Here is a 22,520-nt window from a genome sequence, read left to right as displayed (position 1 = left end):
TACAAACATGTTAACCATTTCATAATAAAGGGGACCGAACGGGTCATTGAAAGGAGAAGTAAGATTATGGCAAACTTAGAAAAGTACAAAGGTGTTATTCCTGCATTTTACGCATGCTACGACGCAGAGGGAAATGTAAGCCCGGAGAGGGTAAGGGCACTGACTGAGTACCACATCAGAAAAGGCGTTAAGGGCGTTTATGTGAACGGTTCTTCAGGAGAGTGCATCTACCAGAGTCTGGAGGACCGCAAGATTACACTGGAAAATGTGATGGCAGTTGCCAAGGGCAAGCTGACCGTTATCGCACATGTGGGCTGCAATAATACAAAGGACAGTGTGGAGCTGGCAAAGCATGCGGAGAGCCTTGGCGTTGATGCCATCGCATCCATTCCGCCCATCTACTTCCATCTGCCGGAGTATGCAATTGCCGCTTACTGGAATGCCATGAGCCAGGCAGCTCCCAACACGGATTTCATTATCTACAACATCCCTCAGCTGGCAGGTGTGGCCCTGACACAGAGCCTGTTTGCCGAGATGAGGAAGAACCCGAGGGTCATCGGTGTCAAGAATTCCTCCATGCCTGTACAGGACATCCAGATGTTCAAGCTGGCAGGCGGGGATGACTACATCATCTTCAATGGTCCGGACGAGCAGTTTATCAGCGGCCGCGTCATCGGAGCGGAGGCCGGTATCGGCGGAACCTACGGCGTGATGCCTGAGCTGTTCCTCAAGATGGATGAGCTGGTGAAGGCAGGAAAGATGGAAGAGGCCATGAAGGTGCAGTACGCTGCCAACGACATTATCTACAAGATGTGCTCCGGACACGGCAACATGTACGGTATGATTAAAGAGATACTGCGCATCAATGAGTCCCTGGACCTGGGCGGAGTCAGGGAGCCGCTGCCGCAGCTGATTGAATCTGACCTAGCCATTGCACAGGAAGCAGCCCGCATGGTGAAGGAAGCAGTTGCAGCATACTGCTAAGACCAGGTGCGTTCCTGGCCCAGACGTCAGGCGCTCTGTTCACAATTACCTGTGCATTACTGCAGATAAAAGTAAATGGTCCCCGGTCCTTTCTGGAGGGAGAAAGGGCCGGCATGGGACCGGAAACGTTTGGGAAAAGGAGGATGTTTCCCAAGGTTTTCTGTATAGCAAAGAAGGGAGATTGATTTATGCAGGGTTTTACTACAATTGATTTGATTATCCTGGTTATTTATCTTGCGGCTGTATTATTTGCCGGACTTTTCTTCTCCAAAAAGGAGATGAAGGGAAAAGAATTCTTTAAGGGAGACGGCACCATTCCGTGGTGGGTTGCTTCCGTTTCCATATTCGCAACATTATTAAGTCCCATTTCCTTCCTGTCCCTGGCAGGAAATTCCTATGCAGGAACATGGATTATGTGGTTCGCACAGTTAGGCATGATTGTTGCTATCCCCATTACCATTAAATTCTTCCTGCCAATCTACAGTAAGCTGGACATTGACACAGCCTACCATTACCTTGAAATCCGTTTCGGAAGCAAGGGCCTGCGTGTCCTGGGCGCTGTTATGTTCATCGTATACCAGGTGGGCCGTATGTCCATCATCATGTATCTTCCGTCCATGGTACTCTCCAAGCTCACAGGTCTTAATGTGAACCTTCTGATTATTGCCATGGGTGTGATTGCCATTATTTACTCCTACACAGGCGGACTTAAATCCGTTCTCTGGACCGACTTCATCCAGGGCAGCGTTCTTCTGGCAGGCGTTACCTTTGCCCTGTTTTATCTGGCAGGCGGCATCAACGGCGGATTCGGAGCCATCTTCCAGTCCATGGCCGGAGGCAAGTTCCTGGCATCTGACCAGCCGATTTTCAATCCGAACATACTGAAGGACAGCGTATTCCTGCTGATTGTGGGCGCAGGTCTTAACACCTGTTCCTCCTATGTATCCAGCCAGGATATTGTGCAGCGTTTCACCACCACCACAGACATAAAGAAACTGAACAAGATGATGCTGACCAACGGCGCGCTGTCCATCTTCATTGCAACCGTATTTTACCTCATCGGTACAGGCCTGTATGTATTCTACAGCCAGAATGCACTTCCGCCGGCAGCACAGCAGGACCAGATTTTCGCTTCCTATATTGCTTATGAGCTTCCGGTAGGTATCTCAGGACTGCTTTTGGCAGCCATCTATGCGGCATCCCAGTCCACCCTGTCTACCGGCCTTAACTCAGTGGCAACCAGCTGGACCCTGGACATACAGGAGCGTCTCTCCAAGAAGGATATGAGCTTTGCCCTTCAGACAAAAATCGCACAGTATGTATCCCTGGGAGTGGGCATTGTGGCCATCCTGGTGTCCATGGTACTGGCAAACGGCGAAATCAAGTCAGCTTATGAGTGGTTCAACGGATTCATGGGACTGGTGTTAGGCGTGCTGGGCGGTACATTTGCCCTGGGTGCATTCACAAAGGTAGCCAATGCAAAGGGCGCTTACGTGGCATTCTTTGTGGCAGCTGTTACCATGGTCTGCATAAAGTACATGGCTCCTGCGGGCTCCGTATCCATCTGGTCCTATTCCATCATCTCCATCGCCATCTCACTGGTAGTGGGAATCCCGGTGAGCATGATTACAAGAAAGATGGACGGGGATACATACAAGCCGGTAAAGGACGCTACGATTTACCACAATTAATGATTTTAACAGGAGGTAATCATGATATTTGGAAACATCACACAGGAAAAGACGTATGCCTTTCTTCCTGAGGATTTAAAGGAATGCTTTGCCTATGCAAAGGAGCACGATTTGGCGTCCTACGAAAAGGGAAGCCATCCCATTGACGGCGAGAGACTGTTTGTCAATGTGGTGGAGTATGAGACCACCCAGCCTGAGAACCGTTTCTGGGAAGCCCACAGGAATTACCTGGATGTACATTTAATGCTTAACGGGCAGGAGCAGATTGATTTAAACTTTATAGAGAACATGGAGCAGAAGGAATATGTGGAGAAGGATGACTTCCTTCCCATGGACGGCGAGCCCAACAGCCATGCAGTACTCCGGGCAGGCGATTTCCTGATTTGCTACCCGGAGGACGGGCACCGCACAGCCGTGGCCGTAAATGAATCTGAGAAAATCAAGAAGGCCATATTCAAGGTGCGGATTGACCATTAAAAGCATATAGACCCGGAGACAGAGGCAAACCAAAGACCCTGGAACGCAAACGGAGCATCCCGTCTGCGCTCCGGGCAGGTTTGCCTTTTGTGGCAGGACAGTGGAAGGTCGGCGTCTGGACAAGCGGCAGGACAGGATGAAAAGAAGATTTAAAGGAGCGGTGTCACGATGAAACAGTATATTTGCATTGATATCGGAGGAACGGAAATCAAGCACGGAGTGCTGGACGAAAATGAGAAATTTCTTGCAAAGGATAAGGTGCCAACCGAGGCCTTAAAGGGCGGGCCCGCCCTGCTTAAAAAGGTCCTGGGGATTGCGGCGGATTACCTAAAGTATTGGGAGGCAGAGGGTATCTGTGTATCCACTGCCGGCATGGTGGATGTGGAGAAGGGGGAGATATTCTATTCCGCCCCTCTGATTCCGGGGTATGCGGGAACTAAGATCAAGGCCAGCATGGAGGCGGAATTCGGACTTCCCTGCGAGGTGGAAAATGATGTGAACTGCGCCGGCCTGGCAGAGGCTGTGTCCGGGGCAGCTGTAGGGGCCCAGTCAGCCCTGTGCCTTACGGTTGGAACCGGTATCGGCGGCTGTATCATCATCGGCGGCAGGGTGTACCACGGATGGAGTGGAAGCGCCTGTGAGGTGGGATACATGCACATGGACGGAAGCGATTTCCAGACCCTGGGAGCTGCCAGCATACTGGTAAAACGGGTGGCGGCTGCCAAGGGGGAGCCTGAGGCCCAGTGGAACGGCTACCGCATCTTCCAGCTGGCCAAGGAAGGGGACCCCATATGCGGGGAAGCCATTGACCAGATGTGCGATGTTCTGGGCAAAGGCATTTCCAATATATGCTATGTGCTGAACCCCCAGACAGTGGTGCTGGGAGGGGGAATCATGGCCCAGGAGGAGTACTTGCGGCCCAGACTGGAAAAGGCCCTTGCCCGGTATCTGGTATCCAGCATATGTGAAAAGACAGAGCTGGCCTTTGCGAAGCACCAGAATGACGCGGGGATGCGGGGGGCCTACTATCATTTCCTGGAGAGACAGGGAAAGGCCCGGAACTGACCGGCATTTGTTTAAAGCAGGCCCGTGGTTTTAACCAGGAGGAGGTATTATGGAATATCTGAAATCAGTGATACCGGTCATAGAATCCAATTATGTGAATTTTACAACGGTGGAGCGCAGTATTGCGGATTTTTTTATTTATAACAGGGAGCAGATGGATTTCTCAGCCAAGTCAGTGGCCGGAAAGCTGTTTGTGTCGGAGGCGTCCCTGTCGCGGTTTGCAAAGAAATGCGGATTCAGGGGATACAGGGAATTCATTTACCAGTACGAGGAAAATTTCGTGGTCAAGCAGGACTCCATTACAGGCAACACCAGGACTGTGCTCAATGCCTACCAGGAACTTCTGAATAAGACATATAACCTGGTAAATGAAAAGCAGATTGAGCGGGTGTGCCGGTATATGGCCAAGGCGGGCCGCGTGTTTGTCTGCGGAACAGGAAGCTCAGGCCTGGCTGCCAGGGAGATGGAGCTGCGCTTTATGCGAATCGGCCTGGACATCACGTCCATGGATCACAGCGACATGATGCGTATGCGCGGCGTGTTCCAGGACGAGAACTGCCTTGCCTTTGGCGTCAGTATCAGCGGTGAGAAGGAGGAGGTGTTATACCTTCTGGAGGAAGCCCACAAGCGGGGGGCCAGGACCGTGATGCTCACAGCCAGGAACAGGCCTGACTTCGATGCCTTCTGCGATGAGGTGATGCTTCTTCCCTCGCTGTTCCATTTGAATCATGGAAATGTGATTTCGCCCCAGTTCCCCATTCTCCTCCTGACGGACATACTCTATTCCTACTATCTGTCCCAGGACCAGTATAAGAAGGAAGTGCTCCATGACAGTACATTGAGGGCCCTGGAAACGGGGCGCAGGGAGAAGGTGCTGTGAGGGAGAGAAAAGATGTGTCAGGGCACGTCTAAGGGCAATTCAGGCCATTACATGCGGATTCGCCTTTTGGCCATGGCGGACCAGGGCATAGGCAGGGAAGCCCCTTTGGGGTAATATGTATGTATTTTACCAGATTCCCAGCGCGCTCTGAAGTCCCAGGCTCACTGCGGTGATTCCCACCCAGCAGCAGGCTCCCATGAGGATGGGCTTGCCGCCGGTGCGGATGAGCTTGACCAGGTCCGTGTTCAGTCCAATGGCTGCCATGGCCAGAATGATGAAGAACTTGCTCAACTCCTTAATAGGGGCAAAGACTGAGGCAGGAATCCCTGCTCCCATGGCAATGGTCGTGACGACCGAGGCCCCGATGAAGTAGAGGATGAAAAACGGGAAGATATCCTTAAAGCTTACGGACTGCCCGCTGGCCTGGTCTTCCTTTTCCTTCTTCCTGGTCCGGATGAAGGCCAGACACAGGGTGATGGGAATAATGGCCAGGGTCCTGGTCAGCTTTACCGTGACTGCTTTGTCCAGGGTAGCTGCCCCCAGATTCCACATGCTGTCCCAGGTGGCTGCCGCAGCAGTGACGGATGATGTATCATTGATGGCTGTTCCGGCAAAGATGCCAAAGGCATTGCCGGATGCAGTGTCAAATCCCAGAACCTTGCCGAAGGTGGGGAACAGGATGGCTCCCAGTACGTTAAAGAAGAAAATTACGGATATGGCCTGGGCAACCTCATCGTCATCCGCATTGATTACAGGCGCCGTGGCTGCGATGGCGGAACCGCCGCAGATGGAGGAGCCCACACCCACCAGGGTGGAGATGTTGGATGGGATATGCATGAGCTTATGGAGTACAAAGGCAATCACCAGAGAGGTGGTGATGGTGCACACAATGATGGGCAGAGACTGCTTTCCCGTCTCCAGCACCACATTTAAGTTCATACCGAAGCCCAGAAGGATGACCGCCCACTGCAGTATTTTTTTGGAGGTAAACTTGATGCCGTCCTCCAGCCCGTCTTTATTTTTCATGAATACGGCTATGACCATGCCGGCAATGATGGCGATGACAGCGCCGCCTATGATGGGGAACATTTTCCCCAGAAACCAGGAAGGGACAGCCAGTAACAGGCAGAATGCCAATCCTTTCCATTTCTTTTGTAATGATGCCATTTCTTTTTCCTCCTCATATTTCCGATTTTGATATTTGATAGAGTGCCGGGTGTAAAACGCAGCACACGGTTTATATGGTAACTTATGGAAGGCATAAAGTAAAATTATATATATTTATATTTTTATAAGAATGTGTTATGATAAGGAAAAACAGAGGTAGAACAAAAAGCGGAATCAGTGGAAGAATCAGAAACAAAATCAATGGCGGAATCAAAGGAGGGAATCAGGTGCTGGATTTCAGGGTTTACACATTTCTTGCTGTCTGTGAGTACATGAATTATACAAGGGCCGCAGAGGCGCTGCACATCACGCAGCCCGCCGTGTCACAGCATATACGGTATCTGGAGAGCATGTATCAGGTCAAACTGTTCCTGGCAGAGGGAAAGAAGATACACCTGTCTCCGGCAGGAGAACGGCTGCTCCACGCAGCCACCACCCTTAAGAACGATGAGGTATTCCTGCGAAAACAGATGTTAGAGGGGGCAGGGAAAGGGCTGAGCCTGCGGTTCGGGACCACCAGGACCATCGGGGAGTCGGTGATATCCGCACCCCTGGCCCGCTACATCCACAGCCATCCGGAGGACCGCATCAGCGTTGTCATCAACAATACGGACGAGCTTCTGCACAAGCTGGTTTCCGGAGAGATTCAGTTTGCCCTGATTGAGGGATATTATGATGATGTGGATTTTGATTCCATGGTTTTCAGAACAGAGCCCTTCATCCCTGTATGTGCTGCCAGCCATGTCTTTGCCAGGGAGCCGGTCCGGTTAAGAGATCTTTTGGAGGAACATCTGCTCATACGGGAGCCAGGGTCGGGAACCAGGGATATCCTGGAGAAGAATCTGGATATCAAGAATATCCGCCTGTCTGATTTTGCCCACATTACAGAAATCGGCAGCATGCATGTCATTCTCCAGCTGCTGGAAAAGGATGCGGGAATCACCTTCCTGTACCGGACTGCGGTGGAGGAAGGGATAAAGGAAGGGGGGCTCAGGGAACTGGAACTGAGGGATTTCCAGATGGAACATGACTTTGCCTTTATATGGAATAAGGGAAGTATATACGCGGATACGTACAGGATGATTTGCAGGGAACTGCAGAATAAAAAAGGTTGTCCCACATATGATTAATTACCTCAGGGATGGTGATACTTTCAATTAGAAAACACCATTTATGAATCAGCGAGGTAATGATATGTATAGAGAGAACAAGAACATGAACCAGTGTGTGCACCAGACAATTTTGAGAGGAGATTTATATTATGCGGACCTGTCGCCGGTAGTGGGGTCTGAGCAGGGGGGAATCCGGCCGGTTCTGGTCATCCAGAATGATGTGGGGAACAAATACAGCCCAACCGTAATCGTGGCAGCCATCACCAGCCGCTCCACCAAGGCAGCCATTCCCACCCATGTGTGTATCCGCAGGATGCGCGGCGGCTTAAAGCAGGATTCCACCGTACTGGCAGAACAAATTCGCACCATAGACCGGAACCGTTTGAAGGAATACATAGGACATCTGGATTCCGGGCAGATGGCGGGAATCGAACAGGCCATGGTTACCAGCTTAGGGCTGGGGCATCTGACAGGAAATATGGGACGGGTCTTTCTGCCGTCGTATTCATGAGATAGCAATGTCTGCTCGGGTACAAAGAAATAATGATGACAGGGCCGTTTTCTGCATACATTGAATGAGGCAGGGGACGGCCCTGTCCATAGACACGTTTGGTCCTTTGAACCAGGAGATGGACAGCGTGGTGGAGCTCAGGTTGGAGGAGTATGAGACCATACGGCTCATTGACTGGCTGGACTGCACCCAGGAAGAGTGCGCAGACCAGATGGGGGTGGCCAGGACCACGGTCCAGGCCGTGTATAATTCAGCCAGGAAAAAGCTGGCGGACTGTCTGGTCAATGGGAAGAGGCTGGAAATCCGGGGAGGCAACTACCAGCTGTGCCCGGACGGAGGAAACTGCTGCGGGAAGAACTGCGGGAAACGCGGGCGCCACAGACGCCGCTGTAATAACAAACAAGGAGGAGATTGTAATGAAGATTGCTGTAACATATGAAAACGGACAGGTATTCCAGCATTTTGGCCATACAAAGGAGTTCAAGGTATATGACACAAAGGATAAGAAAATCCTGTCCTCACAGGTAGTGGGAACAGGCGGAAGCGGCCATGAGGCCCTGGCTGTGTTTTTGAAGAACCTGGGAGTAAAGGTGCTGATTTGCGGAGGAATCGGCGGCGGCGCCAGGACAGCCCTGACCCAGGCCGGAATCGAACTGTATCCAGGTGCATCCGGGGATGCAGACCAGGCAGTGGAGGCGCTGTTAAGCGGCAGCCTGGATTATGATCCAAATACCATGTGCAGCCATCACCATGAGGGCGGGGAGCATAACTGCCATGGACACGGACACAGCTGCGGGGAGCATAATTAATAAAAAAAAGTGAATAAAGCAGATAGATGCCGGCATGTGGATATGGATTCACGTACCGGCATTTTTCATGTCCTCTTTTTACATCAAGCCGGGGCCTAAATAACATTACAGGTAAGAACCGTTACATAGAAAAATCCAATTGGACAAACAATTTTTTTATTAGTAAACTAAATTAAATGTATAATCCAAACAATAATTTGATAATACAAAAGAGGGTCATGATGAATCAGATAATTTATAAGGAAAGAAAAAATACAAACTCCATGAAGTGGGATAACTGCGGGGAGAAATTGGCAATGAGGACCTGCTTCCTTTGTGGGTGGCTGATATGGATTTTGAGGTTCCGGAATGTGTGAAGGATGCGATAAAGGAATACGCTGATTTCGGAGTGTTCGGATATTATAATACGCCTCATGCATACGGAGATGCATTTATCCGGTGGGAGGAAACATATCACAATTATCAGGTAAAAAGAGAATGGATGCGTTTTGCTCCCGGAGTTGTTCCTGCCGTCAACTGGCTGATGCATATACTGACCAGGGAACAGGAGGGAGTTATTATTATGCCTCCTGTGTATTATCCATTCCGCGATGCAATCCTTAATAATAACAGACAGCTTGTGGAAAGTCCCCTTGTCCGTACGGAAAATGGATATGTGATGGACTATAAGGATTTTGAACAGAAAATCACGGAACATGACGTAAGGCTGTTCATACTGTGCTCCCCTCATAATCCGGTGGGCAGGGTATGGACATCTGAGGAGATACAAAAGGCGCTGGATATATGTAAGAAGCATCATGTCTATGTTATCTCCGATGAAATTCATCAGGATATCATCATGAAAGGCCATGAGCATGTTGTAGCTGCCACCACCGGGACGTACGATGATATTCTGGTCACACTTACCGCAGCGACCAAGACATTTAACCTGGCAGCCTGCCAGAATTCTATCCTGATCATTCCTAATCAGGGACTGCGGGATATGTATGACCAGTATTTAAAACGGCTGCGGATTAATGGCGGGAATGCATTTGGCTATATTGCGGTACAAAGCGCCTATGAAAAGGGAAGGGACTGGCTTGAGCAGGTACTGGATATCATAGAGGCCAATTACCGCTATATGAGAAATGCGCTTTTGGAGGCGCTTGCGGATGTGTGGATTTCCGAACTGGAAGGAACGTACCTGATGTGGATTGATTTGGGCAGATACATAAAGCCGGAGGACATGAAACATGTCATCCAGGACAAATGCGGTTTGGCAGTGGATTATGGCAGCTGGTTTGGTGAAGGCGGGTATGCCGGATTTATCCGCGTTAATCTTGCGACCAGAAAGGAAAATATTGAACTGGCGGCGCAGAATATAATCCGGGCCCTGAAACACGTTTGATTAAGGATAAAGTGACACTTGCGGATATGGAAAATATTATAATAAATCAATTGTCTTTTGCATATGAAGCCAACGGAAAATTAATTTTAAAGGATATAAATATAGAGGTGGAGGCGGGAGAGTTTGTCTGTATTCTGGGACAATCCGGGTGCGGCAAAAGCACGCTTTTGCGCCTGCTGGCCGGCCTTTTAAAGCCCACGTCCGGAGAACTGTTAATCGGAGATAAAAAGGTGGAAGGAGCCAGTCTGGAGCGCGGCGTTGTATTCCAGGATTACGGTTTGTTCCCGTGGATGACAGCCGGTGAAAATATCCTGCTTACATTAAAACAGCGTTTTCCAGGAAGGACAAAGCAGGAGCTAAAGCAGACTGCCGTGAACATGTTGTTGGAAGTGGGGCTGGAGGAATCCGTCTATAAGATGCTTCCAAAGGAATTGTCCGGCGGCATGAAGCAGCGGTGTGCGATTGCCCAGGCATTCAGCATGGACCCGCCCATCCTGCTGATGGACGAGCCGTTTGGGGCGCTGGACGCAGTGACGCGGGCCAGGCTTCAGGACCTGGTACTCAAGCTGTGGGCACAGGACAATCCAAAGAAAACCGTGTTTTTTGTGACCCATGATGTAGATGAGGCAATGCTTCTCGCCAGCCGCATCATTGTGCTGGGTCAATCGCCAAGCAGCATAATATATGAGTGCGCGATTCCGGAAGACGGGCGCCCCACAAGAAAGACACAGTTTGAGAATCTGGAAATGCTCAGGATGCGCACCAAATTGATTTGCCAGATTAACAGGGATGTGGAAGACCACATTGAAATAGAGGATGGATAGGGAGCTGACCGGCTGTCAGGACCTATAACCATAAATATACGGTAGCAGAAAGGGAAAAAGCTATGAAAAAGAGAATCTTTACAGTGCTTCTGGCAGCGGCTATGTCAGTCAGTCTGGCGGCCTGCGCCGGCACGGCAGAGAACAATGCCGGTGGAAAAACAGAGGAGACATCAGCAAGCGAAAGCGCGTCAAAGGAGGAAAGTGAGGCTGCATCAAAAGAAACACCTGTGGAGAATACATCGGAGCAGGCAGCATCGGATGAAAAGGCATCGAGTGGAAACGCGCCGGAGCAGAGCGTGGTAAAATGGAACTGCGGAACAAGCGGTAATGTGCTTCTGACAATTGCAGAGGAAAAGGGATATCTGAAAGACGAGGGAATCACAATCGAGTACGTTGAGGCCAATGCTAATGCCGACGCAATGACGCTGTTAGCTACGGGCAAGGTGGATGTTGTATCGAATGCAGGAACAAGCAACCCACTGCAGCAGATTGCAGCCGGGGTGGACCTGACAATCTTTGGGGGTCACATGGTGGAAGGCTGTATGCCGGTTGTGGCGAAAGCCGGTGCCCAGTGGAACGGAATCGAATCCTTTATCGGCAAAAAGGTGGCGGTGAATCCAAGCTACTTTGCGTTTACGGGCGCAGTGATGGACCTTGGCTATGATAATCCCCTTGAAGCCGTGGACTGGGAAATTTATTCCGATTACAATGACGCCCTGGCAGCCGTAATCCGCGGGGACGTAGAATATGCGCTTATGGGAACAGGACAGAACCTGGCTGTTCAGGAGATGGCGAAAAACGGGGAAATTGACATTGTAAGCTATCAGAGTGAAATCATGGAGAATTATTCCTGCTGCAGGATGGAAGGCCAGACCCAATGGGTAAATAATAATCCCAATACGGTAAAAGCCGTTATCCGCGCATTGTTACGGGCACAGTCTTATTATGAGAGCAATAAGGAGGAGGCCGTAAAATTACATGCCGCAAAGATCAAGGCCACGGAAGAATATGTGGCTGCTTATATGTTGGATGACGAGCACTATTTTGTAAGTGCTGACCCCCTTAAAAATTCTGTAAAGCGGGCGTGGGATATCCTTGACAAAACAGGATTCTTAGATGAAAAAGCAAAAGAGATCAATATTGATGACCATATCAATACAAAGTTATATGAGGAAGCCCTTGGGGAAGCAGCAGAGGCATATGGCGGGGAAACGCCTGAGTTCTACCAGAATATGAAAACCTTCTTTGAAGAGAACGACAAATAAGAGGAGCGGTTAAGGAGACGGGGACATGAATAAGGCAGGAGCATTTATAAAAAAATATTGGATTACATTCTGCATATTCTCAGGGCTGGTGCTGCTGTATGTTTATGTGACGGAAAATAAACTGGTGAATCCATATCTGTTCCCATCAGCAGACGCGATTAAACAGGCATTTATCTCAAGCCGCGGCATGATGGCAGGCAATATGCTGGCATCCTTTAAGCTGCTGATACCGTCCGTGACAGTTTCGCTGCTTATTGCCCTGTTCCTTGGAACAATCATGGGGATGAATACAAGGGTAAGGGAAGTCCTGTATCCGGTCATTTACGCTTTTAGCGTGATACCATCCATTCTCCTGTCCCCCTTTGTACTTCTCATGGCTCCAAGCCTGTTTTCGGCATCCGTTTTTTTGATTGTTTACAACATTATGTGGTCAACCCTTTTTGCCACCATTACAGGTATCATGACAATCGACAAACGATATCTGGACAAGGCCGCCACCCTGGAACTGCGGGGGTTTAAGAGGCTGATAAAAGTCATCCTTCCGGCGGCAAGCCCATCCATCCTGGCGGGATTTGTCAATTCCCTGCGCAGTTCCTTCGTTATGCTGGTGTTTGCTGAGATGTACGGGGCAGGACAGGGCATGGGATATTTCGTGAAGAAGTATGCGGAGTTAGGTATTTTCGCCAATACATGGGTTGGTTTTGTTTTTATGGTAGTCGTACTGGTTATCGTGATGCAGATATTTGAGATGCTGAAAAAGTATTTGTTAAAGTGGACGATAGATTAGAGGAATTCGGCGGAAAATCAACAAAATCAGAAAAAAGGCCCGCATGAACACGGTATATAAAGCTGTGTTCATGCGGGCCTGACATATCTGGCCAGGGTCAGGGTGCTGGAGATGTTCCTGTCTGCCCCGGCGGCCCCGCTGTCCGTACTGCCTCCGTCCTTATTGCCGGAACCGTACTGCCGGAGTCCTTGCCTGCTTCTGCCTGGTCCTTTGCGCCCTGCATGAGTATCTTGCGGACGTAAGCGGCCTGGAATCCGGCGCCAGTTGTTTGACCTGGCTTTTTTCGGAGTCTTTGGCTGGGGCTGACAGGCATTCTGCTGACAGCGTCATACCAGTATATACCTTCGGGGCTGGCAAAAAGATGTGTCTATGTCCAGAAATCAAAGAGCAGGACGGGCGAGAATGGACAGAAACATTCCAGGTGATAAAAGTATTGCTTAAGGAATAAAAATGGGGAATTGAACTGTATTACGCGATGTGGATACAGGCAGATGGGCAAAGGAAAAGCAGCAGGCCCGTCATGGCTCTGCTGCAAGGTGGATGGTATCAAAGTGTTAATTGGCTAAAGTCAATAGAAAATCCGGGATAAATCCTTACTAGGATTGAATCACTAAATGAATGAATAACCGGGCTGTCCCCATGCTCCATATCATACACAAGGATAATTTGCCGTAATGGGTCTACAATCCAGTACTCACGGACACCAGCTTCACGATATAGGGCTAACTTAGTGTAATAGTCCATAGGCTTGCTGCTGGGGGATACAATCTCAATAATCCAATCTGGTGCACCCTTGCAGCCTCTTTCATCCAGTTTATCCTTGTCGCAGATTACAGAAATATCAGGTTCCAAATACTTTGAATCATCCTCAAAGAGGAATACAGCAAAGGGGGCCGGGTAAATCTTGCATTCTCCTTTGTTCCGGGTGATGTAATTTCCGATAGCCAAATGCAGGAATGAAAGGATATCCTGGTGTTTCCTGCTGGGCGGCGCCATATAATAAATCTGACCGTCAATCAGTTCTGCCCGGGTTCCATCCGGCAGGTTGTAGATATCATCCAAGGTATAGATTCTTTCTTTTGGTAATGGCATAGGGGTTACGCTCCTTCCTGTGGGGTATGGGGATATTTATAATTCTTCCCCAGTATCATTCATAACTATCAGCCCTTTGTAAGAACAATTTAATTTACTGGATATTTCAAACATTTCTTTTTCTTGGAAATTGTCACGGGCTAATTTGTTAGTTAAATTTTGACGGCTTGTACCGAGTGAGGCGGCTAAATCAGTGATAGTCATATTGCGCCGATTTAATATTATTTTGACCTTTTCAGCAAAAGTCAGTGGCATTATATCACTTCCTTCCTGTTGATTTATATAACTATTATAACACTAATTCGTTTACAATGCAAACAATTTAATTTCAAATAAAATAAAAAAGTATAGGAATGATATACGACCAGATTCACTAAGGAATTCTGTCTCCCAGTGCGGAGCTGGAGGAAATCTGTCCGGAGGTGGGCTGTTGCAGCCAGGAGAATGGTTTTATCAGCGGATTTAAGTATCCGGGTCTACAATCCAGTATTCACGTACCCCTGCCCCCTGATAGAGGGCCAGTTTTTTATAATAGTCCATCTGGCGGCTGGTAATGGCATAGGGTTACGCTCCTCCTCTTACTGACCGATGGCCTACGGGCAGATGCCGGAGGATGAAGGATGAAGAAGGTCTCGACACCATGAGAAATCTCGGTCAGAACATGGCATATCTGCTGAAAGCATTGGAGGAAAGGCGGCAGTAAAGATGAAAAAACGGATTGCTCTGCTTTGTATTGCTTTTCATAATGGCCGGATGCGGGAATCGTGCCGCTGAGGGCAGACAGATTAAGGCGAGGAGGACGTGGCTGGGAATATGGAGCAGCTCAGGTGCGGCGCTTCATCCATGCAGTGGCCTGGAAGTACCGGGACAGCTGGGAACTGGAGGACCTGGAGCAGGAGGGCTATCTTGCCTTATATCCTGCCATTGATGGATACGACCCGGCCCAGGGTGTGAAGTTTGCAAAAGCATTTTAAGGGCCTGGAAACTGGCCCATTTTCTATATAAATTTGCCTGATGGGGTAAAAATGGAGTAGCGGCTTGCATTTCCACAAAAAATATGCTACACTATCCCCTGCAATAAGGCCGCAGATTCCCAGTATTCATCAGCATTTCCGGGACAATCTGCAACAAACACCGGTGTGTTCGAGACCTTCCACACCTAAAACAAAACTAAAGGAGACAACAGAATATGAGACAAAACAACAGGAAACTGTACGGACTGGCCCAGGGGGCCATGATTGCAGCCATCTATGTGGTGCTTACCATGGTATTGGCGCCCATCAGCTTCGGCCCGGTCCAGTTCAGAATCGCGGAGGCGCTTTGTATACTGCCATTCTTTACGCCGGCAGCCGTGCCGGGACTATTTGTGGGATGCCTGCTTTCCAACCTGCTCTGCGGGGCCATGCCCTTGGACGTGGTATTCGGAAGCCTGGCCACGCTTATTGGCGCTGCCGGTTCATGGTATCTGAGAAATCACAAATGGTGCGTTTGCATACCGCCTATTTTGTCCAACACCATTATCATTCCATGGGTGTTAAGATATGCCTATGGTTCTGAGGATATGATTCTTATGGCAATGGTGACAGTGGGAATCGGAGAGATTCTGGCAATCGGCGTGCTGGGCAATACGCTGCTGATTACGCTTGAGCGGTATAAGGACCTGGTTTTCAGGCGGCAGGAAGCATGAACGCCGTCAGAGAACGGGTTTCATAATCCCATCGGTGCCTTTCGCAGAAAGGCGGAAAATAAATATGAATCAATTGGGAGAGGACCGGGAGCCGGATCCTCTCCTTTTTAATGTGCAAAAACGTTTTGGAAAGCGGGTGAGCAGGCTCAAGCCGCGGCCAAAGCGTATATCCTATATCAGGTCTGTCAAGGAGGAATGCCGGGGAGCCGGTATTTCTCCATTTTTTATATAGCTTTTCGATTTTTTTTTGATATAATAGGGAAGAGATATTTTTGTGCAGGAAAATGTATGACAGGCACAGGGAAGGATTATTGATTATGTATCAGATAGATTTTAATAAACCAGAACATGTACACTTTATCGGAATCGGAGGCATCAGCATGAGCGGCCTGGCGGAAATCCTTTTGGATGAGGGATTCTCCATATCCGGTTCCGATTCCCATGAGACGGCCCTGACGGAGCATCTTGAGAAGAAGGGAGCACGGGTATATTACGGGCAGAGGGCAGCCAATATTGAGAGGGAGCCGGGAATCAGCGTGGTGGTGTATACGGCAGCCATCCATGAAGATAATCCGGAGTTCAGGGCAGCCAGGGATAAAGGACTCCCCATGCTTTCCAGAGCAGAGCTTTTGGGGGAGCTGATGCGTAATTACAAAGAATCCATAGCCATTTCAGGAACCCATGGTAAGACCACCACCACTTCCATGCTCACGGATATCCTCCTGGCAGGCGGCCTGGATCCCACCATCTCCGTGGGTGGTATTCTAAAGGACATAGGAGGCAACATCCGTGTGGGCGGTCCTGATTTGTTTGTAACAGAGGCCTGTGAATATACCAACAGTTTCCTGTCTTTTTATCCCACCATGGAAGTTATACTGAATGTTGAGGAGGACCATCTGGACTTCTTTAAGGATATTGAGGACATACGCCATTCCTTCCGGCTGTTTGCCGAGAAGCTTCCCGCCAAAGGCCTTCTGGTGGTGAACAGCGGAATTGAGAAGGTTGAGGAAATCACCAAAGGCCTCAAGTGCAGGGTGGTTACCTTTGGAAAGCCTCTTTCCAGCACCTACACGGCCCGGAACATAACATATGACGGGTTTGCCAGGCCCTCCTATGACCTGGTAATCCAGGGAGAGGCAGTGAGCCGCATCACTCTGGGTGTCACGGGAGAGCACAATGTATATAATTCCCTGGCAGCCATTGCCATTGCACTGGAGCTGGGAGTCGGATTTGACGCCATTATGTCGGGGCTGGGAAGATTTACCGGCACGGACAGACGGTTTGAGAAAAAGGGAGAGGTGGCAGGTGTCACGGTCATTGACGACTATGCCCATCACCCACAGGAGATAAAGGCTACCCTGGCGGCGGCCAGGAATTATCCCCACAGGAAGCTGTGGTGTGTGTTCCAGCCTCATACTTATACCAGGACCAGAGCATTCCTGGACCAGTTTGCGGAGGCTCTGTCCGCTGCGGATGAAGTGATTCTGGCTGATATCTATGCAGCCCGCGAGACAGATACCCTGGGGGTCAGCTCCCGGGACGTGGCGGAGCGGATTGAGAAGCTGGGCACCAAGGCCCACTATATTCCGTCCTTTGATGAGATTGAAACATTTATTTTGGAAAATTGTATGAACGGCGATTTGTTGATAACTATGGGGGCCGGAGACATTGTAAAAGTAGGAGAAAAGCTGTTAGGACAATAGTTATCCACATTATCCACATAGTTTTCAACATTTTATGTAAAGAAACTATGTGGATTTTTTGATTAACATAAAAAAATGTCGCACGATTTAAAAAATCTTGGATTTATACGGTAAAAATGGAGTTTTATGAAGAACGGGGACAGTTATGTCCACCATTTTTCCACATTATCCACATTATCCACATCAAAGAGTGTGCAAAACCGCACCTATTTTCTTTTGGAAGTGGATGTGTTATGATAGAATGAACCAAGGAGTGGTAGGGATGGGTGGAAATATGAAGGATAGATGGAGTGTTCCGGTTACGGCTGTGGCCAATGAATTCATTGATACATATATGGCTGCCGCCAACGGCGAATATGTGAAGGTGTACCTCTATGTGCTCCGCCATCAGGGTGAGGATATCACCATAGAGTTGATTGCGGATGCCTTGAACCATACGGAATCAGATGTGCGCAGAGCCCTCTCCTATTGGAAGAAGGCGGGCGTGCTGACTGCCTCTGAACAGGAACAGCCGGTTCAGGGTGAACTGGTCCGCCCTGAGTCCGGGGCCCGTACCCTTACGCGGGAGCAGGACGGGGTACAGGCAGCGGTCCCTGATTTGCGGGCTGAGACGTTTAAGAGGGAAAACGGGACAGCCGGGCGTGCAGATGTCCGCGGGCTGACAGGCATCCGGGAACAGGCCGGAGTCCGGGAACAGACAGGCATCCGGGAACAGGCCGGAGTCCGGGAGCGCACAGAAACCATGGGTCAGGAGGACGGCTGTATTCCTGTCTATTCCACGGAACAGGTAAACCGTCTGGCTCAGGACGAGGAGTTTTCCCAGCTTCTCTATATTGCCCAGAAGTACATGAATAAGGTATTTACCCCCAGGGACTGCCAGGTATTTGCCTATCTGTATGAGGGTTTATCCATGAGCAGCGAGCTCTTAGAGTATCTGGTGGAATACTGTGTACAGAACGGCCACATATCGGTGCGTTACATGGAGACCGTGGCCATGAGCTGGCATGAAAAGGGAATTAGGACGGCACTGGAGGCCAAGGATTACAGCACTTCCCATAACCGTGATTCCTTTGCGGTCATGAAGGCATTTGGCATCAACAGCAGGAAGCCGGCGGCACCGGAGCAGAAGCTGATGGACAAGTGGTTCAGGGACTATGGATTTTCCAGGGAAGTGGTATTGGAAGCGTGCAACAGGACAATCACGGCCATCCACAACCCCAGCTTCCAGTATGCGGACAAGATTTTGTCAGACTGGCAGAAGGCCGGCGTACGGGGCTTAGCTGATATAAAGGACCTGGATGTAAAGCGCACGGCTGTCAGGGAGGAGAGCGGTGAATGCAGGGAGAAGAGACTGCAGAAGTATGACTCCGGCGTCTCATCGGCCAGGCAGGGCTCAGGGGCCAGGAAGAATTCATCCAACCAGTTCCATAATTTCAAGCAGAGGGATACGGATTATGATGCGCTGGTCTTAAAGCAGGTAAAGGAGTGGGTGGGGCAGCAGCCCTAATACACATAAGGAGAGTGAACCATGGCACTGAGCAATTCCCAGTACGACGCAATCATGAGGGAGTATGGAAGGCAGCAGATCGAGAACCACCACAAACTGGAGGAGCGGCGCAGAGAGATTTACACAAGGCTGCCGGTGGTAAGGCAGTTGGAAGCGGAAATCGCAGAGCGTTCCGTGGCATGCGCCAAAAAGCTGCTGGAAGGGGATAAAAGTGCCCTGGACCGGCTGAAGGAGGACCTTAATGATCTGCGGGAACAGAAGGCCCTTATCATCAGGGCCGCCGGCTATTCTGACGATTACCTGGAGCTTCATTACCGCTGTCCGGACTGCAGGGATACGGGGCTTATAGACGGCCGTAAGTGCCACTGTTTCCTTCAGGCCCAGATGAGGCTGCTTCATGCCCAGTCCAATCTGGAGGATGTGCTGGAACGGGAGAATTTTAAGGCTCTGAGTTATCAGTACTACGATGATACGGAGATACTTCCCCAGCTGGGCATTACCAATGCAGCCTACATGCGCCGGGTAGTGGCGGGATGTAAGGAGTTTGTCCGGGACTTTGATAAGAAACATGATAACCTCCTGTTTACAGGAAGCACGGGCGTGGGAAAGACGTTTCTCACCAACTGTATTGCCAGGGAACTGATGGATGATTTCCATTCAGTCATCTATCTGACAGCCAGCGATCTATTTGATGTATTTTCCAGGAATAAGTTTGATTATGATAATGCGGAGGACATGAAGGACATGTACCGGTTCATCCTGGACTGTGACCTTCTCATCATTGATGATCTGGGAACGGAGTTAAACAACAGCTTTACTTCCTCCCAGCTGTTCTACTGTATCAATGAGCGGATGAACATGAGCCGTTCCACCATCATATCCACGAACCTGACTCTGGCCCGGCTCAGGGATTCCTATACGGACCGTGTTACCTCCAGGATCATGAGCGGATACAGGATTATCCCGTTATATGGAGGAGATATCAGACTGTTAAAAAAGTAACGTATAATTAAGGCATTTCCGGGGTCGGAAGGGCCTTGACGAATCATGGAGAATGATGGTATAAAAGTATATGCCGGTCCGGGCAAAGAGGCCTCCGGCAAAAAACAGGAGGATGTTAACCATGTTATACGAGGAGAAAATCATTGAAACCATTCCCGTGGGTCCGTTGGGACTGATTCCATTAAAGAGCTGTACGGAATTGGGTAATAAGGTGGATGCCTATTTGGTGGACTGGAGACGGGAGCGGGAAAGCGAACACAAGTCTACCATAGCATTTTCCGGATATCAGAGAGATTCCTATATCATCAACGCCGTAACCCCCAGGTTTGGCACGGGAGAGGGCAAGGGACTTGTGACAGAGTCCATAAGGGGCGACGATTTGTATATCATGGTAGATATATGCAACTACAGTCTGACCTATTCCCTGTTCGGAATGACCAACCATATGTCACCGGACGACCATTTCCAGGATTTGAAGCGCGTGATTGCAGCGGCAGCAGGCAAGGCCCACAGGATTAATGTAATCATGCCGTTCTTATATGAGAGCCGCCAGCACAGGCGTTCCGGGAGAGAATCCCTGGACTGCGCCCTGGCACTCAGGGAACTGGTGAACATGGGAGTGGAGAATATCATTACCTTTGATGCCCACGACCCCAGGGTCCAGAATGCCATTCCCTTACGGGGATTTGAGACAGTTCAGCCTATCTACCAGTTCTTAAAATATCTTTTAAAGAATGAGACAGACCTGCAGATTGACAGCAGCCATATGATGGTCATCAGCCCGGATGAGGGCGGCACGGGAAGAGCCGTGTACTTTTCCAACATGCTGGGACTGGACATGGGTATGTTCTATAAGCGCCGCGATTACACGAAAATCGTTGGCGGACGCAACCCCATCGTGGCCCATGAGTTCCTGGGAGCCAGCGTGGAGGGTAAGGACGTGCTCATCGTCGACGACATGATTTCCTCAGGTGAGAGTGTCATGGATGTGGCCAAGGAGCTGAAGCGCAGGAAGGCCGGGAAGGTTTTTGTGTGCGCTACCTTTGGCCTTTTTACAGGGGGACTTACAAAGTTTGACGAGTATTATGATAAGGGAATCATTGACCGGATACTGACCACGAACCTGGTATATCAGACCCCGGATCTTCTTGAGAGACCATACTATATTAATGTGGATATGAGCAAGTATATTGCCCTCATTATCGACAACCTCAATCATGACGCATCCCTGAGCGATCTGCTGACGCCTACCAAGCGGATCAACCGGCTGCTGGCTCAGTACCGCAGTTAACAGGAACGTGATGTAAAGGATACAAGGCCGTTTTCCTATATCTGCCTGCCGGGGTATGCTGCGGCGCTTAAGGCAGGTCATGGGGGCGGCCTTTTTGGATATCTGACATTTGTTATGGGACAGGGGGAAGATACTGTATGGAAGAAAAGCAGTTTCGCGACAAGGTTTACTGGCTTACATTCCTGTTCAGCCTGCTGGTGGTATGGGTGCACTCCTTTAATGGGGAGCTGTTCATGGGGACCCCGGAGGCAGCCCTTAAGGACGCAGGGATAGAGCGTATACTGGGAGAGAGACTGGGACAGATAGCGGTGCCGGGATTCTTCATGGTGTCCTCCTATCTGTTTTTTCGCGGTTTTTGCTGGGAGAAGCTCATTCCAAAGTGGCGTTCCAGGATAAGAAGCCTGGTATTGCCCTATCTTTTGTGGAATTTCCTTTACTATATGGGGTATGTGGCGGCCACCCGCCTGGCCGGCCTGTCCGGGGTGGTGGGAAAGACGCCCATACCCTTTAACGGGACCCGGCTCTTTGACGCTCTTGTGTGCTATTCCTATAATCCGGTGTTCTGGTATCTGTTCCAGCTGATTCTTCTGGTGGCGCTGGCACCTCTGGTTTATACTGTGATGCGGGGAAATGTCACAGGCGCCGCTGCCCTGGGAATCATGGTTTATGGTCTTTGGAAGAACTGGGCCATGCCCCTCCTTAACCTGGACGCCCTGTTTTATTTCTGCGCCGCTGCCTGGGTGAGCCTTCACAGGGATACCTGGGGTAGGAAAATAGAGGAAAGGGCTGGGGCTGGGAAGAATATGGCGGCAGGAGCCATTCTTTTGCTGGCCATGGGCTTTCTTCTGTACCTGGGCCGCTTCGGAGGCCTGCTGTGGGAGCGCCCGCTTTACACCGTATGCTGGAGGCTGTGGGGAGTCTGCGCGGCTGTCCTGGCTGTGAAGGCAGCGGACCTTCCGGCTGCCAGGGAGTGGATGAAGCATAACTTTTTCCTGTATGCCATTCATTTTGCCTGGGTAAGGCTTATCAACAAGGCAGCCGCGGCTGCCTTCCCCGGAAGTGCGTTCATTGCCCTGGCCGTATTCATCCTGATGCCCGCCCTCATGACGGCGATCAGCGCCCTGATTGGCGGCGTTATGAGAAGGTTCGTACCCAATGTTTATTATATGCTGTCCGGAGGAAGGTAAGCCGGGCAGTGCGCGTCCGGGAAGTCCCGGCAGGCAGCGCCTCCGGAAAGCCCGGCAGAAATCCTTGCAATCAGCATGATTTTATGATATTC

At 50.0% G+C, this 22,520-nt stretch carries 22 protein-coding genes and 2 pseudogenes; 20 read left to right on the top strand and 4 right to left on the bottom strand.

Going from position 1 to position 22,520, the window contains the following annotated elements; genetic code table 11:
* Nucleotides 1–66: 66 nt before the first annotated feature.
* From G614_RS0110385 to G614_RS0110365, 5 genes are all read left to right on the top strand, one after another.
* Nucleotides 67–984, top strand: coding sequence for a dihydrodipicolinate synthase family protein (locus G614_RS0110385; RefSeq protein WP_027641880.1), 918 nt, complete (start codon nt 67–69; stop codon nt 982–984).
* 188 nt (nt 985–1,172) lie between these two features.
* Nucleotides 1,173–2,675 (top strand): sodium:solute symporter, encoded by a 1,503-nt coding sequence (locus G614_RS0110380; protein WP_027641879.1) that lies wholly within the window; start codon nt 1,173–1,175, stop codon nt 2,673–2,675.
* Between the two features lie 21 nt (nt 2,676–2,696).
* Entirely contained in the window at nt 2,697–3,152 is a 456-nt protein-coding gene (locus tag G614_RS0110375; protein ID WP_027641878.1) for a YhcH/YjgK/YiaL family protein, read from the top strand.
* Between the two features lie 168 nt (nt 3,153–3,320).
* Nucleotides 3,321–4,217, top strand: coding sequence for an ROK family protein (locus G614_RS0110370; protein ID WP_027641877.1), 897 nt, complete (start codon nt 3,321–3,323; stop codon nt 4,215–4,217).
* A gap of 49 nt (nt 4,218–4,266) precedes the next feature.
* Complete coding sequence (locus G614_RS0110365; protein WP_027641876.1) at nt 4,267–5,097, top strand: MurR/RpiR family transcriptional regulator; 831 nt, start codon at nt 4,267–4,269, stop codon at nt 5,095–5,097.
* A gap of 126 nt (nt 5,098–5,223) precedes the next feature.
* On the opposite strand, the gene G614_RS0110355 is transcribed toward G614_RS0110365, so the two are convergent.
* Nucleotides 5,224–6,264 carry a YeiH family protein gene (locus tag G614_RS0110355; protein ID WP_027641875.1) on the bottom strand — a complete coding sequence of 347 codons (1,041 nt, stop codon included), beginning with the start codon at nt 6,262–6,264 and terminating at the stop codon, nt 5,224–5,226.
* Nucleotides 6,265–6,491: 227 nt separating this feature from the next.
* Here G614_RS0110355 and G614_RS0110350 point away from each other — a divergent pair, with 227 nt between their 5' ends.
* The 8 genes and pseudogenes from G614_RS0110350 (at nt 6,492) to G614_RS0110315 (ending at nt 12,959) form a co-directional block, all read left to right on the top strand.
* A complete protein-coding gene (locus G614_RS0110350; protein WP_027641874.1) occupies nt 6,492–7,394 on the top strand; it encodes a LysR family transcriptional regulator in 903 nt (300 codons plus the stop codon).
* A gap of 64 nt (nt 7,395–7,458) precedes the next feature.
* The gene (locus G614_RS0110345; RefSeq protein WP_027641873.1) at nt 7,459–7,887 is read left to right on the top strand and encodes a type II toxin-antitoxin system PemK/MazF family toxin; all 429 of its coding nucleotides are present in this window, start codon (nt 7,459–7,461) and stop codon (nt 7,885–7,887) included.
* 64 nt (nt 7,888–7,951) lie between these two features.
* Nucleotides 7,952–8,326, top strand: a complete 375-nt coding sequence (locus G614_RS0110340; protein ID WP_027641872.1) for a DUF134 domain-containing protein — start codon at nt 7,952–7,954, stop codon at nt 8,324–8,326.
* A complete protein-coding gene (locus tag G614_RS0110335; protein WP_027641871.1) occupies nt 8,304–8,696 on the top strand; it encodes a NifB/NifX family molybdenum-iron cluster-binding protein in 393 nt (130 codons plus the stop codon). Before G614_RS0110340 ends, G614_RS0110335 begins: the two co-directional genes overlap by 23 nt.
* A gap of 221 nt (nt 8,697–8,917) precedes the next feature.
* Nucleotides 8,918–10,083, top strand: a pseudogene (locus G614_RS27245) (MalY/PatB family protein).
* Nucleotides 10,080–10,907: an ABC transporter ATP-binding protein gene (locus G614_RS0110325; protein WP_027641870.1), complete on the top strand. Its 828-nt coding sequence runs from the start codon at nt 10,080–10,082 to the stop codon at nt 10,905–10,907. Before G614_RS27245 ends, G614_RS0110325 begins: the two are co-directional and overlap by 4 nt.
* A 62-nt stretch (nt 10,908–10,969) precedes the next feature.
* Nucleotides 10,970–12,172, top strand: coding sequence for an ABC transporter substrate-binding protein (locus tag G614_RS0110320; RefSeq protein WP_027641869.1), 1,203 nt, complete (start codon nt 10,970–10,972; stop codon nt 12,170–12,172).
* A gap of 25 nt (nt 12,173–12,197) precedes the next feature.
* Complete coding sequence (locus G614_RS0110315) at nt 12,198–12,959, top strand: ABC transporter permease (RefSeq protein WP_027641868.1); 762 nt, start codon at nt 12,198–12,200, stop codon at nt 12,957–12,959.
* Nucleotides 12,960–13,505: 546 nt separating this feature from the next.
* On the opposite strand, the gene G614_RS0110305 is transcribed toward G614_RS0110315, so the two are convergent.
* The 3 genes and pseudogenes from G614_RS0110305 to G614_RS29880 all read right to left on the bottom strand — a co-directional run.
* Nucleotides 13,506–14,051: a Uma2 family endonuclease gene (locus G614_RS0110305; RefSeq protein ID WP_027641867.1), complete on the bottom strand. Its 546-nt coding sequence runs from the start codon at nt 14,049–14,051 to the stop codon at nt 13,506–13,508.
* Between the two features lie 36 nt (nt 14,052–14,087).
* Nucleotides 14,088–14,306, bottom strand: coding sequence for a hypothetical protein (locus G614_RS0110300; RefSeq protein WP_027641866.1), 219 nt, complete (start codon nt 14,304–14,306; stop codon nt 14,088–14,090).
* Between the two features lie 216 nt (nt 14,307–14,522).
* Nucleotides 14,523–14,603 (bottom strand): annotated as a pseudogene (locus G614_RS29880) (Uma2 family endonuclease); the annotation flags it as partial.
* 212 nt (nt 14,604–14,815) lie between these two features.
* Between G614_RS29880 and G614_RS0110290 the strand changes: the two are divergent.
* The 7 genes from G614_RS0110290 to G614_RS0110255 all read left to right on the top strand — a co-directional run bounded on the left by G614_RS0110290 (nt 14,816) and on the right by G614_RS0110255 (nt 22,428).
* Nucleotides 14,816–15,025: a sigma factor gene (locus G614_RS0110290; RefSeq protein ID WP_027641865.1), complete on the top strand. Its 210-nt coding sequence runs from the start codon at nt 14,816–14,818 to the stop codon at nt 15,023–15,025.
* Nucleotides 15,026–15,240: 215 nt separating this feature from the next.
* Complete coding sequence (locus G614_RS0110285) at nt 15,241–15,738, top strand: QueT transporter family protein (protein WP_027641864.1); 498 nt, start codon at nt 15,241–15,243, stop codon at nt 15,736–15,738.
* A gap of 317 nt (nt 15,739–16,055) precedes the next feature.
* Complete coding sequence (gene murC, locus G614_RS0110275) at nt 16,056–17,441, top strand: UDP-N-acetylmuramate--L-alanine ligase (RefSeq protein ID WP_027641863.1); 1,386 nt, start codon at nt 16,056–16,058, stop codon at nt 17,439–17,441.
* 262 nt (nt 17,442–17,703) lie between these two features.
* Nucleotides 17,704–18,948 (top strand): DnaD domain protein, encoded by a 1,245-nt coding sequence (locus G614_RS0110270; RefSeq protein WP_027641862.1) that lies wholly within the window; start codon nt 17,704–17,706, stop codon nt 18,946–18,948.
* Between the two features lie 21 nt (nt 18,949–18,969).
* Nucleotides 18,970–19,950: an ATP-binding protein gene (locus G614_RS0110265; RefSeq protein WP_027641861.1), complete on the top strand. Its 981-nt coding sequence runs from the start codon at nt 18,970–18,972 to the stop codon at nt 19,948–19,950.
* A gap of 121 nt (nt 19,951–20,071) precedes the next feature.
* A complete protein-coding gene (locus G614_RS0110260) occupies nt 20,072–21,241 on the top strand; it encodes a ribose-phosphate pyrophosphokinase (RefSeq protein ID WP_027641860.1) in 1,170 nt (389 codons plus the stop codon).
* 137 nt (nt 21,242–21,378) lie between these two features.
* A complete protein-coding gene (locus G614_RS0110255) occupies nt 21,379–22,428 on the top strand; it encodes an acyltransferase family protein (protein WP_027641859.1) in 1,050 nt (349 codons plus the stop codon).
* Nucleotides 22,429–22,520 lie beyond the last annotated feature (92 nt).

The sequence above is a fragment of the [Clostridium] clostridioforme AGR2157 genome (genome assembly GCF_000424325.1).
In the GTDB taxonomy this organism is placed as follows: domain Bacteria; phylum Bacillota; class Clostridia; order Lachnospirales; family Lachnospiraceae; genus Enterocloster; species Enterocloster clostridioformis_A.
The sequence above is the reverse complement of the archived record's forward strand: the minus strand, read 5'-3'. Positions and strand labels throughout refer to the sequence as shown.

What these genes read in the sequence shown, in the direction of transcription:
- G614_RS0110285 (WP_027641864.1), top strand. Translation starts at nt 15,241, where the DNA reads ATGAGACAAAACAACAGGAAACTGTACGGACTGGCCCAGGGGGCCATG.
- G614_RS0110300 (WP_027641866.1), bottom strand. Translation starts at nt 14,306, where the DNA reads ATGCCACTGACTTTTGCTGAAAAGGTCAAAATAATATTAAATCGGCGC.
- G614_RS0110365 (WP_027641876.1), top strand. Translation starts at nt 4,267, where the DNA reads ATGGAATATCTGAAATCAGTGATACCGGTCATAGAATCCAATTATGTG.
- G614_RS0110265 (WP_027641861.1), top strand. Translation starts at nt 18,970, where the DNA reads ATGGCACTGAGCAATTCCCAGTACGACGCAATCATGAGGGAGTATGGA.
- G614_RS0110370 (WP_027641877.1), top strand. Translation starts at nt 3,321, where the DNA reads ATGAAACAGTATATTTGCATTGATATCGGAGGAACGGAAATCAAGCAC.
- G614_RS0110385 (WP_027641880.1), top strand. Translation starts at nt 67, where the DNA reads ATGGCAAACTTAGAAAAGTACAAAGGTGTTATTCCTGCATTTTACGCA.
- G614_RS0110255 (WP_027641859.1), top strand. Translation starts at nt 21,379, where the DNA reads ATGGAAGAAAAGCAGTTTCGCGACAAGGTTTACTGGCTTACATTCCTG.
- murC (WP_027641863.1), top strand. Translation starts at nt 16,056, where the DNA reads ATGTATCAGATAGATTTTAATAAACCAGAACATGTACACTTTATCGGA.
- G614_RS0110340 (WP_027641872.1), top strand. Translation starts at nt 7,952, where the DNA reads ATGAGGCAGGGGACGGCCCTGTCCATAGACACGTTTGGTCCTTTGAAC.
- G614_RS0110260 (WP_027641860.1), top strand. Translation starts at nt 20,072, where the DNA reads ATGTTATACGAGGAGAAAATCATTGAAACCATTCCCGTGGGTCCGTTG.
- G614_RS0110335 (WP_027641871.1), top strand. Translation starts at nt 8,304, where the DNA reads ATGAAGATTGCTGTAACATATGAAAACGGACAGGTATTCCAGCATTTT.
- G614_RS0110270 (WP_027641862.1), top strand. Translation starts at nt 17,704, where the DNA reads ATGGGTGGAAATATGAAGGATAGATGGAGTGTTCCGGTTACGGCTGTG.
- G614_RS0110380 (WP_027641879.1), top strand. Translation starts at nt 1,173, where the DNA reads ATGCAGGGTTTTACTACAATTGATTTGATTATCCTGGTTATTTATCTT.
- G614_RS0110320 (WP_027641869.1), top strand. Translation starts at nt 10,970, where the DNA reads ATGAAAAAGAGAATCTTTACAGTGCTTCTGGCAGCGGCTATGTCAGTC.
- G614_RS0110305 (WP_027641867.1), bottom strand. Translation starts at nt 14,051, where the DNA reads ATGCCATTACCAAAAGAAAGAATCTATACCTTGGATGATATCTACAAC.
- G614_RS0110315 (WP_027641868.1), top strand. Translation starts at nt 12,198, where the DNA reads ATGAATAAGGCAGGAGCATTTATAAAAAAATATTGGATTACATTCTGC.
- G614_RS0110345 (WP_027641873.1), top strand. Translation starts at nt 7,459, where the DNA reads ATGTATAGAGAGAACAAGAACATGAACCAGTGTGTGCACCAGACAATT.
- G614_RS0110375 (WP_027641878.1), top strand. Translation starts at nt 2,697, where the DNA reads ATGATATTTGGAAACATCACACAGGAAAAGACGTATGCCTTTCTTCCT.
- G614_RS0110355 (WP_027641875.1), bottom strand. Translation starts at nt 6,264, where the DNA reads ATGGCATCATTACAAAAGAAATGGAAAGGATTGGCATTCTGCCTGTTA.